14 protein-coding genes are annotated in these 15,600 nt (G+C 63.8%); 2 read left to right on the top strand and 12 right to left on the bottom strand.

Going from position 1 to position 15,600, the window contains the following annotated elements:
- Positions 1–3 precede the first annotated feature (3 nt).
- The 9 genes from C5L10_RS05605 to rimP all read right to left on the bottom strand — a co-directional run bounded on the left by C5L10_RS05605 (position 4) and on the right by rimP (position 10,382).
- Positions 4–990 (bottom strand): energy transducer TonB, encoded by a 987-nt coding sequence (locus C5L10_RS05605; RefSeq protein ID WP_105428836.1) that lies wholly within the window; start codon positions 988–990, stop codon positions 4–6.
- The gene (gene exbD / locus C5L10_RS05600; protein ID WP_105428835.1) at positions 987–1,481 is read right to left on the bottom strand and encodes a TonB system transport protein ExbD; all 495 of its coding nucleotides are present in this window, start codon (positions 1,479–1,481) and stop codon (positions 987–989) included. The genes C5L10_RS05605 and exbD overlap by 4 nt, the downstream gene beginning before the upstream one ends.
- A 1-nt stretch (position 1,482) precedes the next feature.
- Positions 1,483–2,592, bottom strand: coding sequence for a tonB-system energizer ExbB (gene exbB, locus C5L10_RS05595; RefSeq protein ID WP_105428966.1), 1,110 nt, complete (start codon positions 2,590–2,592; stop codon positions 1,483–1,485).
- A gap of 362 nt (positions 2,593–2,954) precedes the next feature.
- Positions 2,955–3,713 (bottom strand): 2-dehydro-3-deoxy-D-gluconate 5-dehydrogenase KduD, encoded by a 759-nt coding sequence (gene kduD / locus C5L10_RS05590; RefSeq protein ID WP_105428834.1) that lies wholly within the window; start codon positions 3,711–3,713, stop codon positions 2,955–2,957.
- Between the two features lie 123 nt (positions 3,714–3,836).
- Positions 3,837–4,472, bottom strand: coding sequence for a hypothetical protein (locus C5L10_RS05585; protein WP_172716918.1), 636 nt, complete (start codon positions 4,470–4,472; stop codon positions 3,837–3,839).
- 35 nt (positions 4,473–4,507) lie between these two features.
- Positions 4,508–7,306 (bottom strand): translation initiation factor IF-2, encoded by a 2,799-nt coding sequence (gene infB, locus C5L10_RS05580; protein ID WP_105428832.1) that lies wholly within the window; start codon positions 7,304–7,306, stop codon positions 4,508–4,510.
- A gap of 100 nt (positions 7,307–7,406) precedes the next feature.
- Complete coding sequence (locus C5L10_RS05575; protein ID WP_046638130.1) at positions 7,407–8,111, bottom strand: RNA-binding protein; 705 nt, start codon at positions 8,109–8,111, stop codon at positions 7,407–7,409.
- A complete protein-coding gene (gene nusA, locus C5L10_RS05570; RefSeq protein ID WP_046625423.1) occupies positions 8,108–9,724 on the bottom strand; it encodes a transcription termination factor NusA in 1,617 nt (538 codons plus the stop codon). Before nusA ends, C5L10_RS05575 begins: the two co-directional genes overlap by 4 nt.
- 67 nt (positions 9,725–9,791) lie before the next feature.
- Entirely contained in the window at positions 9,792–10,382 is a 591-nt protein-coding gene (gene rimP / locus C5L10_RS05565) for a ribosome maturation factor RimP (RefSeq protein WP_038592094.1), read from the bottom strand.
- 241 nt (positions 10,383–10,623) lie between these two features.
- Between rimP and C5L10_RS05560 the strand changes: the two genes are divergently transcribed.
- Positions 10,624–12,255, top strand: coding sequence for an MFS transporter (locus C5L10_RS05560; protein ID WP_046667183.1), 1,632 nt, complete (start codon positions 10,624–10,626; stop codon positions 12,253–12,255).
- On the opposite strand, the gene C5L10_RS05555 is transcribed toward C5L10_RS05560, so the two are convergent.
- Both C5L10_RS05555 and recR read right to left on the bottom strand, forming a co-directional pair.
- Positions 12,256–13,524, bottom strand: coding sequence for a lytic murein transglycosylase (locus tag C5L10_RS05555; RefSeq protein ID WP_205837023.1), 1,269 nt, complete (start codon positions 13,522–13,524; stop codon positions 12,256–12,258).
- Positions 13,525–13,713: 189 nt separating this feature from the next.
- The gene (gene recR, locus C5L10_RS05550; RefSeq protein WP_046638126.1) at positions 13,714–14,319 is read right to left on the bottom strand and encodes a recombination mediator RecR; all 606 of its coding nucleotides are present in this window, start codon (positions 14,317–14,319) and stop codon (positions 13,714–13,716) included.
- Positions 14,320–14,371: 52 nt separating this feature from the next.
- Between recR and C5L10_RS05545 the strand changes: the two genes are divergently transcribed.
- Positions 14,372–14,983, top strand: a complete 612-nt coding sequence (locus tag C5L10_RS05545) for an MOSC domain-containing protein (protein WP_105428830.1) — start codon at positions 14,372–14,374, stop codon at positions 14,981–14,983.
- Here the strand turns inward: C5L10_RS05545 and C5L10_RS05540 are convergent.
- Entirely contained in the window at positions 14,980–15,591 is a 612-nt protein-coding gene (locus tag C5L10_RS05540; RefSeq protein WP_105428829.1) for a LysE family translocator, read from the bottom strand. The two genes, C5L10_RS05545 and C5L10_RS05540, sit on opposite strands and share 4 nt — an antisense overlap.
- Positions 15,592–15,600 lie beyond the last annotated feature (9 nt).

The following is a 15,600-nucleotide window of genomic DNA, read 5'->3' as shown; positions in this document are numbered from 1 at the left end:
CGGTTATTCGCACTTTACCGGCTGGCTGAGTGAACTTGCAACACCCGAAGGCGGCGCAGGGATGGGCGAAGCACGCCGGACTGCCGATGCGACATAGTCATCGATAGACGAGTTGCCCGACGATCCCGCGACCGCCACGTTGCTGATGTTGCCACCGCCGTCGAAGCTGAAACGGACCGTCACGACGCCAGTTCCGTTGCCGGGGCATTTGCGGGCATATCGAGCAATCTTTGTCCGCACACGCGTCATCCACTGCTGCGGGGAGACCGACGAAGAGAAGAGGCTCGTGGAATTCTGGCTGGCGGCGGTGCGGTCCGATTGCCTGGCCTGGATCTTCGCCTCGGCCATGTCCGGACGGGCCTGCTGCTGTTGCTTCGGCTTCTGGACCTTCTTCACCGGCTCCTTTCTGGGCTCCGGCTTTTTCGGCTGTTCCGGCGGCTTTTCCGCGACAGGCGGCGGCAGAGGCCGCATCGCCGGCAACGGCACTTCGACATTTTCCAGCGCCGCCGTCATCTGTTCGTCGATCGGCTTGATCTCCTCGATCGGTTCCGGCGGCAGTTCGGGGATGGTTTCGGTAACCTGGGGCTCCGGCTCCGGTGGCGGTTCCACCACGGGCGGCTGCACCGGTTCAGGCTCGACCGGCTCGGCGACTTCCTGCGGCGGCGGCTCGACCGGCTGCTCGACGGGTTCGGCAACGGGCTCCGGCTGCGGTTCCTCGACCGGCTGGGTCTGATCGCTCACCACCTGTTCCTGCTCCTGCATGTCAGGAGAAATCTGCTCTTCCTCGGTATTGGCGGCTTCCGGCTCCGGCGCGAGCTCGATCATGATCGCCGCCGGTGGTGCGTTTTCGGCAAGCACCTCCGGTTGTTCGCGCATCAGATAGGCCGCAGCGCCGAAATGCACCGTCAGCATCAGCAGTCCGGCAGCGCCCCACAGCGCCAGCTCGCCGACGCGTCCGCCCGGACCTGTCTGCGAGACGACGAGGCTCATGGATTGCCTCCGGTCGCCGGAACGGCGGGTGCGGCCGCAGGAGCGTTTCCAGCGGCTGGCGCGGCCGGTGCCGGCAATGTTTCTAGTCCGACAAGCGCGATCTTGAGGTAGCCGGAATCGCGCAGCAGATTCATGACCTCCATGAACTGGCCGTAATCGACTGCCTTGTCGGCGCGCAGGAACACGCGGGTGTCCTTCTTGCCCCCCGTGACCCGGTCGAGGGTCGCCGCGAGCTGCTCGCGCCCCACCGCGTCATTGCCGATATTGAGGCTCAGGTCTTCCTTGACCGTCAGGTAGAGCGGCTCGTCCGGTCGCTCCGTGGGCTTTGCGGTCGAGGCGGGAAGATCGACATTGACGTCCACGGTCGCCAGCGGCGCCGCCACCATGAAGATGATCAGCAGCACCAGCATGACGTCGATGAACGGCGTCACGTTGATCTCGTGGTTTTCGGAAAGCTCGTCGCCGTGCTGTTCGCGGATGCCGCCGGCCATGTCAGCCTCCTGCCACCAGCGAGACCGGCGCCTTGCGGCTGCCCGGGGGAACCTTGCGGAAATCGAGGTCGCGGCTCACCAGTCGTTCCACCCCCGCCGCGGCATCCGCCAGCAGCTGCCGGTAACCGGTGATCGAACGGGCGAAGACGTTGTAGATGACGACCGCCGGAATGGCCGCAACGAGGCCGATCGCGGTCGCCAGCAGCGCTTCGGCGATGCCGGGCGCGACCACGGCGAGGTTGGTGGTCTGTGATTCCGAAATGCCGATGAAGGCGTTCATGATGCCCCAGACCGTGCCGAACAGGCCGACGAACGGAGCCGTCGAACCGATCGTCGCAAGCACGCCGGTGCCGCGCGACATGCGCCGGCCGGCATAGGCCTCGATGCGGGATAGCGCCGATCCGACCCGTTCCTTCACGCCGTCGCCATGGGCATGGTCGAGGGCTGCTTCCGAAAGCTGCATTTCTTCTGCCGCGGACCGCAGCATCAGCGCGGCGGGACCGCCGCGGCTACCGGCCGCGCCGACGGCTTCCGAAAGCGTGCGGGAGGTGCGAATGATCTTCAACGTTCGCGCGGCGCGGGCGCGGGCGCCGGCAAGCTCCAGCGTCTTCGCGAGCCAGACCGTCCAGGTAACCAGCGAAGCAAACGCAAGCCCGATCATCACCCCTTTGACGACCCAGTCGGCCGCCATGAACATGCCCCAAGGCGAAAGGTTGTGCGGCAGGTCCGAACGCTGCTCAGGTTCCAGGAATTGCGTGAACATGTCGATCGGCTGGCGTGCCCCCGGTGCCTGCGTGGGTGATTGGGTCGGCGCCTGGGCCGGGCTGGTAGGCGCGGGCTGGGCGCTGTTGCTCGGCGGCGCTTGCGTCGGGACGGCGGGCTGCGGAGCAGAGGCTTCCGGCTGAGGAGCAGCGGGATTGGTCGGCTGCGCGGCGGGCGGTACCGCAGTCGGCGAGGCTGCCGGCTCGTTCGGCACCGTGCGGGAGGTTGTCGGCGCTGCCTGCGCGGCAGGAGTGGGGGGCGCCTGGGTCGGCTGTGCACCGGAAGGTGAGGTCGCCTGCGGCGAGGGCGGTGCTTGCGTCGACGCATCCGGTGCGGGCGTCTGTGCCATCACCGTCGAAGCCGTCAGCAACACGGCCGCGAGAACGATCGGGAACCGGCTCCTGATTGGCTGGCGCATCGAAAAGGCGGGCTTCAGGGCAGCAGGCATGGCAGGCGATACTCCGGACTGTTCGGCATCGCGGACGGCGCCCGCGGACGCTGGTCGACAATGACGGAAACGGGACACCGGAACGCCGCCGGCGACTGCCGCCGGGTTCGCGATGTTGCAGCTACCGGATAATAAACATGAGTAGAAATGGCAACTAATAAATCTGCGGGATGCCGATCAAATTTATGCGTGTCGGGGCAATTGCCCCGTTCGCGCATGGGATAAGCGTTCCGTTACCCGGAGAACAGGGCGGTCGAACGCGATTAGCGCGCCAACCAGCCGCCATCGACCGGCAGCACGACACCATGCACATAGTCGGATGCCAGCGAGGCGAGGAATACGGCGGCTCCGCCGAGTTCTTCCGGCTGGCCCCAGTGTCCGGCGGGAATACGGCTGAGGATCGCCGCGTTACGGTCCGGATCGTCGCGCAACGCCTCGGTGTTGTTGGTCGAGAAATAGCCGGGCGCAATGGCATTGACGTTGATGCCCTTGCCTGCCCATTCGCAGGCAAGCAGCCTGGTCAGGCCGGCAAGACCGCTCTTCGAGGCCGTATAGGAAGGGATGCGGATGCCGCCCTGGAAGGAGAGCAGCGAGGCGATATTGACGATCTTGCCGCCCTTGCCCTCGGTAATCAGCCGGCGTGCAAACGCCTGGGAGAGAAAGAACACCGTCTTCAGGTTCACGTCCATCACCGCATCCCAGTCGGCCTCGCTGAAATCGATCGCGTCGGCCCGGCGGATGATCCCGGCATTGTTGACGAGGATGTCGGCACGCCCGGTCCATGCGACCGTTTCGCTGATGATCCGATCGACCGGTTCGAGCGTCGAAAGGTCTGCCTGGATCGCAAGGCTACGACCGCCCGCCGCGCTGACCGCGGCTTCCGTCTCGGCCATCGAGGAGCGTCCGACCAGCGCCACATCCGCGCCGGCCTGCGCCAGCGCCACGGATATTGCCTGGCCAAGGCCCGTATTGGCGCCGGTGACGATCGCCGTCTTACCCGTCAGGTCGAATGAAATCGGCATGGTGTCCTCCTCGGAAACTGAAAATGCGGATATGGGTAGATGCTTACCGTCGGGAACCCTCCGATAGAAGCTGAAAATTTTTGCCATGTTCTCCCGGCACTGGTGGGGACGCAGGTTCAACGGTCAGAGCCAGCCTTTGTGCGTCCATCCGGACGCGCCGGGCGCCACCGGATCCGCCACGGGGCGGCGGATCAAGCCGCGAACAAAGAATATGAATTTGTTTGCAGTCTCGTCGTCGGGAAAGATGCGTCGCGGCAGCAGGACCGCTCCGTCGGTGTGGAGAAGCAAAAGCCAGCCATCAAGCTCGACGATTTCCTCAAGACCCCTCGCATCGAGTTCCACGGTCATGCCATCGGCATGCGAACGAAGTGCCGTGGCGTCAGTCGTGGCGCTGACATGATAGACGTCGCGCTCCTCTTGCCGGATGGTCGGCGCCAAAAGCGCCGCACCGCGGGGTTTTGTCATCAGCAAGATCAGAAAGAGGAGCCCCGCGATGGCAGAAAGCGAAGGCATGCTGCCATTGATCAGGCTCCCTTCCCACTCGTCCGAGAGCCATCTGAGAACGTCATCGATATATGTCATTGCAATGAAGATGACGAACGGCGCGAAAAGAAGGGTTGACATCAGGAGCGTCCCGACGAGGCGCGGTCGGCCGGGTCGTTTGCTCTCCTGGTACCGGACGAGAGATTCAGTCCCCGCGGCCAGTTCCTCACGAGAAACCGAATACTCAAAATGCCAGGAGCCGCCCGTGAATGTCACGGACGGCTCCTGTAATTGTTCGGGCTGTTCGCCGGTCACAGCGTGCGCGTGATATGCTCCACGCGGAAGCATTCGATGACGTCGCCTGCGCGCATGTCTTCGTAATTCTCGAACGCCATGCCGCATTCCTGACCCATCGGCACTTCGCTGACTTCGTCCTTGAAGCGCTTGAGCGTCTTGAGCTTGCCTTCGTGGACGACGACGTTGTCGCGGATAAGGCGGACGCCCGCTCCACGCTCGACCTTGCCCTCGACGACACGGCAACCGGCGACCTTGCCGACCTTGGTGATGTTGAACACTTCCAGGATCTCGGCATTGCCGATGAAGGTTTCGCGGCGTTCCGGAGACAGGAGGCCCGACATCGCCTGCTTCACGTCATCCACCAGGTCGTAGATGATGTTGTAGTAGCGGATCTCGAGGCCTTCGCGTTCCGCAGAGGCACGTGCCTGCGGGTTGGCGCGGACGTTGAAGCCGATGATCGCCGCGTTAGATGCCTCGGCGAGCGAGATATCCGATTCGGTGATGCCGCCGGCACCCGAATGAACGATGCGGGCACGGACTTCGTCGGTGCCGAGCTTGTCCAGTGCGCCGATGATCGCTTCGATCGAGCCCTGCACGTCACCCTTGATGACCAGCGGGAATTCCTTGAAGCCGGTATTTTGGAGCTGCGACATCATCTGTTCGAGCGAACCGCGCTGTCCGGACTGGCGGGCAGCCGCCTTGTCGCGGGCAAGCCGCTGGCGATATTCGGAAATCTCGCGAGCGCGGCTTTCGTTTTCGACCACGGCGAACCTGTCGCCGGCAGCCGGCGTGGCGGACAGGCCGAGCACTTCGACCGGCATGGCCGGGCCGGCTTCCTTCACATGGTCGCCCTTGTCGGTGACGAGCGCGCGCACACGGCCCCACTGGTCGCCGGCAACGATGATCTGGCCGGGTTTCAGGGTGCCCTTCTGGACAAGAACGGTGGCCACGGAACCACGGCCACGGTCGAGCTGGGCTTCGATGACGATGCCTTCGGCCGTCCGGCTCGGATCGGCCTTGAGGTCGAGGATTTCGGCTTGCAGCAGGATGGCTTCGAGCAGCTTGTCGAGATTGACCTTGTTCTTGGCCGACACTTCGACGTCGAGCACTTCGCCGCCGAGCGATTCCACGAACACTTCGTGCTGCAGAAGCTGCTGGCGAACCTTGTCCGGATTGGCTTCGTGCTTGTCGATCTTGTTGATCGCCACGATGATCGGAACACCCGCTGCCTTGGCATGGGCGATCGATTCGATCGTCTGCGGCATCACGCTGTCGTCGGCTGCGACCACCAGGATGGCGATATCCGTCGCCTGGGCACCACGGGCACGCATGGCCGTGAAGGCGGCGTGGCCGGGGGTGTCGATGAAGGTGATCTTCTGGCCGTTATGCTCCACCTGATAGGCGCCGATATGCTGGGTGATGCCGCCGGCTTCGCCGGAGACCACGTTCGCATGGCGGATGGCGTCGAGCAGCGAGGTCTTGCCGTGGTCGACGTGACCCATGATAGTGACGACCGGCGGGCGCGAAACCATTTCGCCTTCGTCGTCGGCAACGTTGAAGATGCCTTCTTCGACGTCGGATTCCGAGACGCGCTTGACGGTATGGCCGAATTCGCCGGCGATGATTTCGGCGAGGTCGGCGTCGATGACGTCGCCCGGCTTCATCATCTGGCCTTCCTTCATCAGGTACTTGATGACGTCGACGGCGCGTTCGGACATGCGCTGCGACAGTTCCTGAATGGTGATGGTTTCAGGCAGGATGACTTCGCGCATCACCTTTTCGCGCGTTTCCTGCATCTGGCTGCGGCGGAACTTCTCCTGACGGCGGCGGGTCGCGGCCATCGAACGGCCACGGGCATTGCCGTCGTCGTCGGTGCTGACCGTGGTCACCGTCAGCTTGCCGCGGCGGCGTTCGTCTTCGGTCTTCGGGCGGGCCGGAACCTTGGCGGGAGCAGCGACGGGGACTCGGCCACGGCCGGGTGCGCCACGCGGCGGGCCGCGATCTTCGTCTTCTTCGTCAGCGCCCTTGCGGCGGCCGGCAACCGGCAGTGCCGCAGGTGCGGCGCCGGGAACTGCAGGCCGGGGAGCCTGGGGACGTGTTTCGCCCGGACGGCCGGCAGGGGCGCCAGCGGCGCGCTCGGCCGGCTTTTCGGCAGCCGCGGGTGCAGTTGTCTCGGCCGGGGCCTCGACCGGTTCGACCTTGGGTTCGGCAGCGCGGCGGGCAGCCTCGGCGGCTTCCTCGATTTTGCGGCGTTCTTCCTCGACCAGGCGACGTGCCTCGTCTTCGGCGCGTTGCTTGGCTTCGATGACCTCGCGTGCCTGCGCTTCCATCAAAGCGCGGCGACGGGCTTCCATCTCGCCGGCGGAAAGGTCGTGCAGGACGGCGCCGCCCTGACGTTGCTGCGGACGCTGCGGCTGGCTGGATTGCTGCGGACGCTGCGGCTGGTTGGGCTGCTGCGGACGCTGCGGTTGATTGGATTGCGGCGGACGCTGGTTCTGCTGCGGCCGAGCGTTCTGCGAGCCCGGCTGGTGGACGCGCGCCGCCGGAGCGGCCGGCTGCGGTGCTGGGCGCTGGGGAGCGGCCGGCTGTGCGACAGCCTCTACCGCCCGCGGCGCGGGCGCCGGGGCTGCGGGCGTGATTACCGGCTTTTCGTCCAGCGGCCGGGTCGGCCGCCGCTTGACTGTTTCGACGACGACGGCCTTGGTGCGGCCGCGACCCATGTCCTGGCGGACGGTACCCTGGCTCATCCCAGATGGCTTCAGTGTAAGGGTCTTCTTTACGCCGAGTGTCTTATCGTCTTTGTTGTCGGTCATTCCGTTCCTGTTCCTTCGGACAGGAACGGATGGAAGCCATCAGAACCCGTCGTTTAATCCGTACATATCGATGTGCGTCCGGCTAAAGCCGGTGACCGCGTCATTGTTTCGGCATGTCAGCGACACCTTTTGTCTGGGACAGACCGCCCATGCGGTACTGTTCAAGTAGGTTTGCGCGCTTCACTACACCCTCACCCGCCTGCCCCGCAAGCGCGCAGGCATGGATAAAAGCATTCTGGCCCATCACTTCGTCCAATTCAGCGCTCGTGAAGAGCGAAAAGGACGGAATGTCTTCCCCGGTATTCGAACCGAGCTTCCAGGCCTTGCGGGCCTGGTCTATTTTTCTTACTCCGTCGGCGGCCGCATCGGCCGCATGGAACACTGCAAGTGCCGCACCCGAGCGCACGGCGGCATCCACCTTCGTGGCGCCGGTGACGAATTGGCTCGCCTTGCGGGCCATATTCATCATGCCGACGAGATCGGCGGCGAGCAGGCGATCCACCAGCGCGCCGAGATCTGCATCCGCCTTCGCCTCGGCCTTGAGGGCCCGGGCGAAAAGCTTTTTCTGGACCGCCCGGTCGACGAGCGACCGTTCGGCCTTGATCCAGCAGCCGCGGCCCGGAAGCTGACGCTTCAGGTCGGGCACGACCTGGCCGTTCGGGCCGGCCACGAAGCGGATCAGCGTCTCCGGCGATCCCGCCTCGCGGGTGACGATGCAGGTACGGTCGTTCACGACGATCTCGCCCAGGTCATCATCGACATGTCCGTCTTCGTTCTCGTCCGGCTCATTCCCGAGCGGGATCATTCCTGCTCAACGGCGTCCGCCTCCTCCGCTTCGGCTTCCGGCTCGGGGGCACCCTTTGCGAGGTCTTCTTCGGTGATCCAGCCTGCCGACAGGCGGGCCTGGACGATCATGTTCTCGGCTTCGACACGGGAAATGTCGAACTTCGAGAACAGGCCCTCGAACTTCTTCGTCACGCCGTCCTTGCGTTCGCTCCAGCCGACGAGGTCGTCGGCGGCGCAGCCGGCAAAGTCCTCGATCGTCTTGATGCCGTCTTCGCCGAGCGCGACGAGCATCTGGCCGTTCAGACCGTTGATCTGGCGCAGTTCGTCTTCGACGCCGAGTTCCTTGCGCTTGGCGTCCATCTCGCCTTCGATCCGCTCCAGGTATTCGCGGGCGCGGGTCTGGATTTCGGTTGCGGTGTCTTCGTCGAAACCGTCGATCGAGGAGATTTCGTCGAGATCGACGTAAGCCAGTTCCTCGACCTGGGCAAAACCTTCCGAAGCCAGCACCTGGCCGACCATTTCGTCGACGTCGAGGGCGTCCATGAAGAGGTTGGTGCGCTCGTTGAATTCCTTCTGGCGGCGCTCCGACTCTTCGGCTTCCGTCATGATGTCGATGTCCCAGCCGGTCAGCTGCGAGGCGAGGCGGACGTTCTGGCCGCGACGGCCGATGGCAAGCGACAGCTGCTCGTCCGGAACCACGACTTCGATGCGCTCGGCATCCTCGTCGAGAACCACCTTGGCGACTTCGGCCGGCTGCAGCGCGTTGACGATGAACGACGCCGGATCCTGCGACCACGGAATGATGTCGATCTTCTCGCCCTGCAACTCGCCGACCACGGCCTGAACGCGCGAACCGCGCATACCGACGCAGGCGCCGACCGGATCGATCGAACTATCGTTCGAGATCACGGCGATCTTGGCGCGCGAGCCCGGATCGCGGGCGACCGACTTGATCTGGATGATGCCGTCGTAGATTTCGGGCACTTCCATGGTGAACAGCTTCACCATGAACTGCGGATGGGTACGCGACAGGAAGATCTGCGGGCCGCGCTGTTCGCGACGGACATCATATACGTATGCGCGGACGCGATCGCCGTAGCGCATGTTTTCGCGCGGGATCATTTCGTCGCGGCGGATGATGCCTTCGCCGCGGCCGAGATCGACGATGACGTTGCCGTATTCGACGCGCTTGACGGTGCCGTTGATGATTTCGCCGACGCGGTCCTTGAACTCGTCGAACTGGCGGTCGCGCTCGGCTTCACGCACCTTCTGGACGATGACCTGCTTGGCCGACTGGGCGGCGATGCGGCCGAAATCCATCGGCGGCAGCGGATCGGCGATGAAGTCGCCGATCTTGGCATCGACATTGCGGTCGAGCGCCAGAGCCAGTGGGATCTGCGTGCCGTAGTCCTCGGCGTGATCTACAACTTCCAGCAGGCGCTGGAGCCGGATTTCGCCGGTCTTGGAATTGATGTCGGCACGGATATTGGTTTCCGAGCCGTAGCGGGAGCGGGCAGCCTTCTGGATGGCGTCGGCCATCGCAGCCAGCACGATCTCGCGGTCGATGACCTTTTCGCGCGCCACTGCATCCGCGATCTGCAGAAGTTCAAGCCGGTTCGCACTCACTGCCATTGTCGTTGGTCTCCGTAGGTCAAACGATGAGGCCTTTCCTGGGGAAAGGCACAAGTCTCTGTTCGGTTTATTCGTCTTCTGCTTCTTCGTTCTGGTTCGCGGCCTGCGCCTTGGCGAGCTTGTCGGCCCGAAGCGCGTCGCGGATCAGATCGTCGGTCAGAATGAGCTTTGCCTCTGCCAGTGCCGAAAACGGGATCGTCACCCGCGGTTCCTCGCCATAGGCGACCTGATCCCGCTCGATCGTGAAACCGTCCGCATCGCTTTCGGTGATCCTGCCGCGGAACCGCTTGCGGTTGTCGATCATGATCGACGTTTCGCATTTGACCAGATGGTTCAGCCAGCGGGTAAAATCCGACTTGCGGACCATCGGGCGGTCGATGCCCGGCGAGGACACTTCCAGATGATACTCCCGATCGATCGGATCTTCTACATCCAGGACCGGCGAAATCGCCACGGATACGGCTTCGCAGCCCTCGACATCCATGGTGCCGTCGTTGCGCTCGGCCATGATCTGCAGCGTCGCGCCGTTCTGGTTCAGCATCCTCACACGCACCAGGCGATAGTCCATGGCGGTCAGGACCGGCTCGATGATTTCGGCGACCCTCAGGTCAAGCCCGGTCTCGATGATGAGCCGCGGCTCGTATTCGGTTTGCGGCATAAGCTCTCCGGCAATCATTGCCCCATAGCTGGGCCCAATGTCTGGGTTACAGTGATCGCCTAACAAAAAAGAGCGGGTCCGGTGGGGCCCACTCTTCATCGGACGATCAAGAATATGGGGTGCATATACGCTTTCAGCCCCCCGAATGCAAGAGTCGCATATTCCGGGGTTATGGCGACTGGAATTTGGTTCCGTCGGGTCTATAACCGTTTGGAACGACGCAAGAAAGAACGAGGACAAAGTGCCCGATCGGATATCGACCCTGGCTCCCTTCAGGCACCAAACCTTCAGAACGATCTGGATCGCCAGCCTCGCCTCCAATTTCGGCAGCCTGATCCAGGCGGTCGGCGCGGCGTGGATGATGACCTCGATCACCGATTCCGAAGACATGGTCGCGCTTGTCCAGGCTTCGACGGCGCTGCCGATCATGCTCTTTTCGCTGATTGCCGGCGCGCTTGCCGATAACGTCAACCGCCGCACCCTGATGCTGACGGCGCAGTTCTTCATGCTGGTCGTGTCGTTGACGCTGACGCTGTTTGCCTATCTCGACCTCCTGACGCCCTGGCTGCTCTTGGCATTCACCTTTCTGCTCGGCTGCGGTGTGGCGCTCAACAACCCCGCCTGGCAGGCCTCGGTCGGCGACATGGTCCCCCGCGAGGTCCTGCCGGCGGCGGTGACGATCAACAGCGTCGGTTTCAACATCACCCGCAGCGTCGGCCCTGCGATCGGCGGGGCGATCGTTGCGGCCGCGGGCGCCGCCGCCGCGTTCGCTGCCAATTCCATGAGCTATTTCGCTCTGATCTATGCATTGATCCGCTGGAAGCCGGAAGGCCGCGACAATGCGCTGCCGCGCGAGACGCTTCTGCGGGCGCTTTCGGCCGGTCTCGGCTATGTCGTCATGTCGCCGAACATTCTCAACGTGCTGTTCCGGGGTCTTGTTTTCGGTCTTTCGGCAAGCGCCGTGCTGGCGCTTCTGCCGATCGTCGCGCGCGACCTGGTCTCCGGCGGCCCGTTGACCTACGGCATCATGCTCGGAGCCTTCGGGGTCGGCGCGATCGCCGGCGCAATGGGCAATTCGCGGCTGCGCGAAAAGCTGTCGAGCGAGTCGATCGTCCGTTTGTCCTTTCTGGGTTTTGCCGCGAGTGCCGCGATCATCGGCATGAGTTCAAGCACGCTGCTGACCGCGATCGTCCTGCTCGTGCCCGGCGCCTGCTGGGTGCTGGCTTTGTCGCTGTTCAATACGACGGTGCAGCTTTCGACGCCGCGATGGGTGGTCGCCCGCGCGCTTTCCTTCTACCAGACGGCGACGTTCGGGGGCATTGCCGGCGGAAGCTGGGTGTGGGGTATCCTGTCCGATACGTTCGGCGTCTCGATTGCGCTGACACTGTCGAGCCTGGTCATGTTGCTCGGCGCCGTGGTCGGCATGCGCCTGCCGCTGCCGCAGTTCAGCGATGCCAATCTCGATCCGCTCAACCGCTTCAACGTGCCGATGCTGAGCCTCGACCTGCAGCCGCGCAGCGGACCGATCGTCTCCCTGGTGGACTACACCATCGCCGACGAGGACGTGCCGGAATTCCTTACGCTGATGTCGCAGCGACGCCGTATTCGTATCCGCGATGGTGCGCGGCAGTGGGCGCTGATGCGCGATCTAGAACATCCGGAAATCTGGACGGAGACCTATCACACCGCCACCTGGGCCGACTACGTGCGCCACAACCAGCGCCGCACCCAGGCGGATGCGGAGGTCTGGGACGCGATCCGCACTCTTCATCGTGGCGAAGAAGGCCCGCGCGTCCACCGATTGATCGAGCGTCAGACGATCCCGCCGAGCGACGACATTTTCCACAAGTCGCCGCCCGACCTGCACCACTGACTACCTGATCTTCCCCTTGAGCGACGGATCGGGAAAACACGTTGGAGCAAGGCCATTTTTTGCCTGCCAGTCGCCGAGCGAACGGCGGGTCTTGTAGCCCGGCAGGCCGTCGACATTGCCCACGTCATAACCCTTGGCGACCAGCGCCTTCTGCATGGCGAGAACGTCGGAGCGCAGCATCTTGCCGACATCCCCCCAGGGGGCCTGGAACGGCCCTGCGCCCGAGGCGATCCGGTCGGCGAGATTGCCGATGAACAGCGCGTAGAGGTCGGAATTGTTGTATTCCTTGATCACGTAGAAATTCGGCGTGACGACGAATTCCGGCCCGCTGCGCCCCGCCGGCACCAGCATCATGCCGTCCGCCTTGAGATCTGCCGCGGGAAACGCCTTGCCGGAAATGCGGGTGATGCCGGTTGCCGCCCAGGCCGAGATCGGCTTGGCGAGATCCGGCCCTTCCTGCGCGCAGGAAACTTTTGCGGGGATCGTCACTTCGAACCCCCAGTCGCGGCCGCGTTGCCAGCCTTCCTTCTGCAGGTAGTGGGCGATCGAGGCAAGCGCGTCCGGTACCGAGTTCCAGATGTCCGGACGACCGTCGCCGTCGAAGTCGACGGCATATTTCAGGTAGCTCGACGGCATGAACTGCGGCTGGCCGAGCGCGCCCGCCCAGGACCCCTTCATCGTCGCCGCATCCACATCGCCCCGCTCGATCATCTTCAGCGCTGCGATCAGTTCTTCGCGGAACATGTCCTTGCGGGTCGACATGAAGGCCTTGGTTGCCAGAACCTGCACGGCCGAATAGGGCATCCGCGCCTTGCCGAAGCCGGATTCACGGCCCCAGATGGCGACGACGATCTCCCCCGGCACGCCATAGGCCGCCTCGATCTTTTTCAGCGTCGCCGAATAGGTCGCCACAAGCCCGCGGCCGGTGGCGGCCAGCCCCTGCAGCCGCTTTTCGGAAAAATAGGCGCCGGGAGAGGAAAACTCCGCCTGGCTCTGGTCCTGCTGCTTCGGCGGCGCCGAACCCGGTGGCACCAGGTCCGGCAGGTCCCAATTGAGCGTCACGCCCTGGAAGGCAGCCTTCAGCGTTTTCTCGGAAATACCGGCCTTTTTGGCCACCGGAGCCAGATCGCTGGTGATCCACCGTTGGAACTGTTTTTCGACGTCGGGACGGTTTTGGGCGAGGGCAGGGAGGGGGAGGAGGGTTGTGAATATAGCGAAAGCCAATGCTACCGATCGCCTGGAGATACCCCCCTCTGTCCTGCCGGACATCTCCCCCTCAAGGGGGGAGATCGAATAGGAGCGAAGCCCCATTTCCATTAAAAGTATGAGCTTGCCGAAGCTGCTTTCGACACATTTAACGATACGGGAGAACGGCGCCTCTGGCCGATCTCCCCCCTTGAGGGGGAGATGCCCGGCAGGGCAGAGGGGGGTACGCTTCCACATACTCAATGCCTTCCTCTAAATCACCGTCCGCGCCCGAAGCGCCGCCGTCAGCGTGCCCTCGTCCAGATAATCGAGCTCTCCGCCGACCGGCACGCCATGCGCCAGCCGCGTGATCTTCACGTCGATCCCCGACAACTGGTCGGTAATATAGTGCGCCGTCGTCTGCCCCTCGACCGTCGCGTTGACGGCGATGATGATCTCGCGGATGACGCCCTCGTTCACCCGGTCGATCAGTCCGCGGATGTTGAGGTCATCCGGGCCGATGCCGTCGAGCGGCGAGAGCGTGCCGCCGAGCACGTGATAGGCGGTGTTCATCGCGCCCGTCCGCTCCAGCGCCCAGAGGTCGGAGACGTCTTCGACGACGATCAGCATCGTCTGGTCGCGGCGAATGTCGGTGCAGACCGTGCAGGGATCGACGGTGTCGACATTGCCGCAGCGCGAACAGATCTTCACCTTGTCATAGGCCTCGCCCATGGCGCTCGAAAGCGGCCCCAGCAGCTGTTCCTTCTTCTTGATCAGATGCAGCGCCGCCCGGCGCGCCGAGCGCGGTCCGAGACCGGGGACCTTTGCCAGAAGCTGGATAAGTTTTTCGATTTCGGGGCCGGTGACTCGCTTTGCCATTTTCTCCCTTTAGCCCATATGCTCAAAAAACGGAATCGCGGAAGGGCCGCTTATGAAACTTCTCGCCGTCTGCCTCGGGCGCCCGGAAAGGCTGCCGGGCAAGAGCTTCAAGACCGGCATCTACAAGTCGGCCGTCAATGCCGCCGTCATGATCGACAGCCTCGGCCTCGTCGGTGATGCGGTCTGCAACACGAAACACCATGGCGGCGAGGATCAGGCGATCCTGCTCGAAGGCTCGCTGACGCTGGACTGGTGGGCGGTCGCGCTCGGCCGTGATTTTTCGCCCGGCACGTTCGGCGAGAACTTGACTATCGAAGGTCTCGACAACCGCGACGTCGCCGTCGGCGACCGTTTTCATATAGGCGAAGTCGTGCTTGAGGCGACCTGCGCACGCTCTCCCTGCAACACGCTTGCGGTGAAGATGGGCGATCCGAAATTCCTGAAGACCTATACCAAAGCAGGCCGTCCCGGCATCTATTGCCGCGTCGTCAAGCCTGGCATGGTCTCCCCCGGCGATCTCGTCCGCCACGAACTCTATGCCGGCGATCGCGTCATGATCGCGGAAATGCTGGCGGCTGTCGGCAGGAACCTGTCGGAAACCGAAAGAGCCCGCTTCCTGGCCGCACCCATCGGCCACCGTTGGCGGCCGACGTTCGAGACCTAGCGGGTCGCGATCGCCGCTGCCGCACTCGCCATGGCGCCTGCCGAAACCCGGTTGGCGATCTTCACGGCCCGAGGGCTCCTCAGGAACTGACGCGCCTTGGCGGCAAGCAGCACCCATGCGAGATCGACGACCACGAGCACCAGGAACATCGCGGCGACCAGTTCCAGCCAGCCGGTCAGCGTCACGCCGCCGAGATCGATGATCGAAGGCAGCAGCGCCACATAGAACATCATGATCTTCGGGTTGCCGAGCGTCACGGTGAGGCCGGCGAAAAACATCTTCAGCGCTGAGCGATTTTCCGGAAGGTCTTCGCCGGAGCCGGCGGGTTCGGTGAACCACATCTTCCATGCGAGATAGAGGAGATACGCGACGCCCATCCACTTTATGGCCACGAAGACGGCATGGAAGCTCTCGGCGATGGCGGCAAGACCTGCGACCGCAAACGAAAGCCATATGGCCTCGCCGACCCACATCGCTGCGAGGAACGGCAATACGTCGCGGTACCCCTTGGACAGAACGCGCGCCACGAGCGCGGCTATGCTGGGACCAGGCGAACCGGCAGCGACGAAAAGTGCCGCCGCGAAAACCAGAAGTGATGTCAACGTCATCGGAACCTC

This window comes from Neorhizobium sp. T6_25, assembly GCF_002968555.1.
In the GTDB taxonomy this organism is placed as follows: domain Bacteria; phylum Pseudomonadota; class Alphaproteobacteria; order Rhizobiales; family Rhizobiaceae; genus Neorhizobium.
This window is presented reverse-complemented; position numbering and strand designations above follow the sequence as displayed.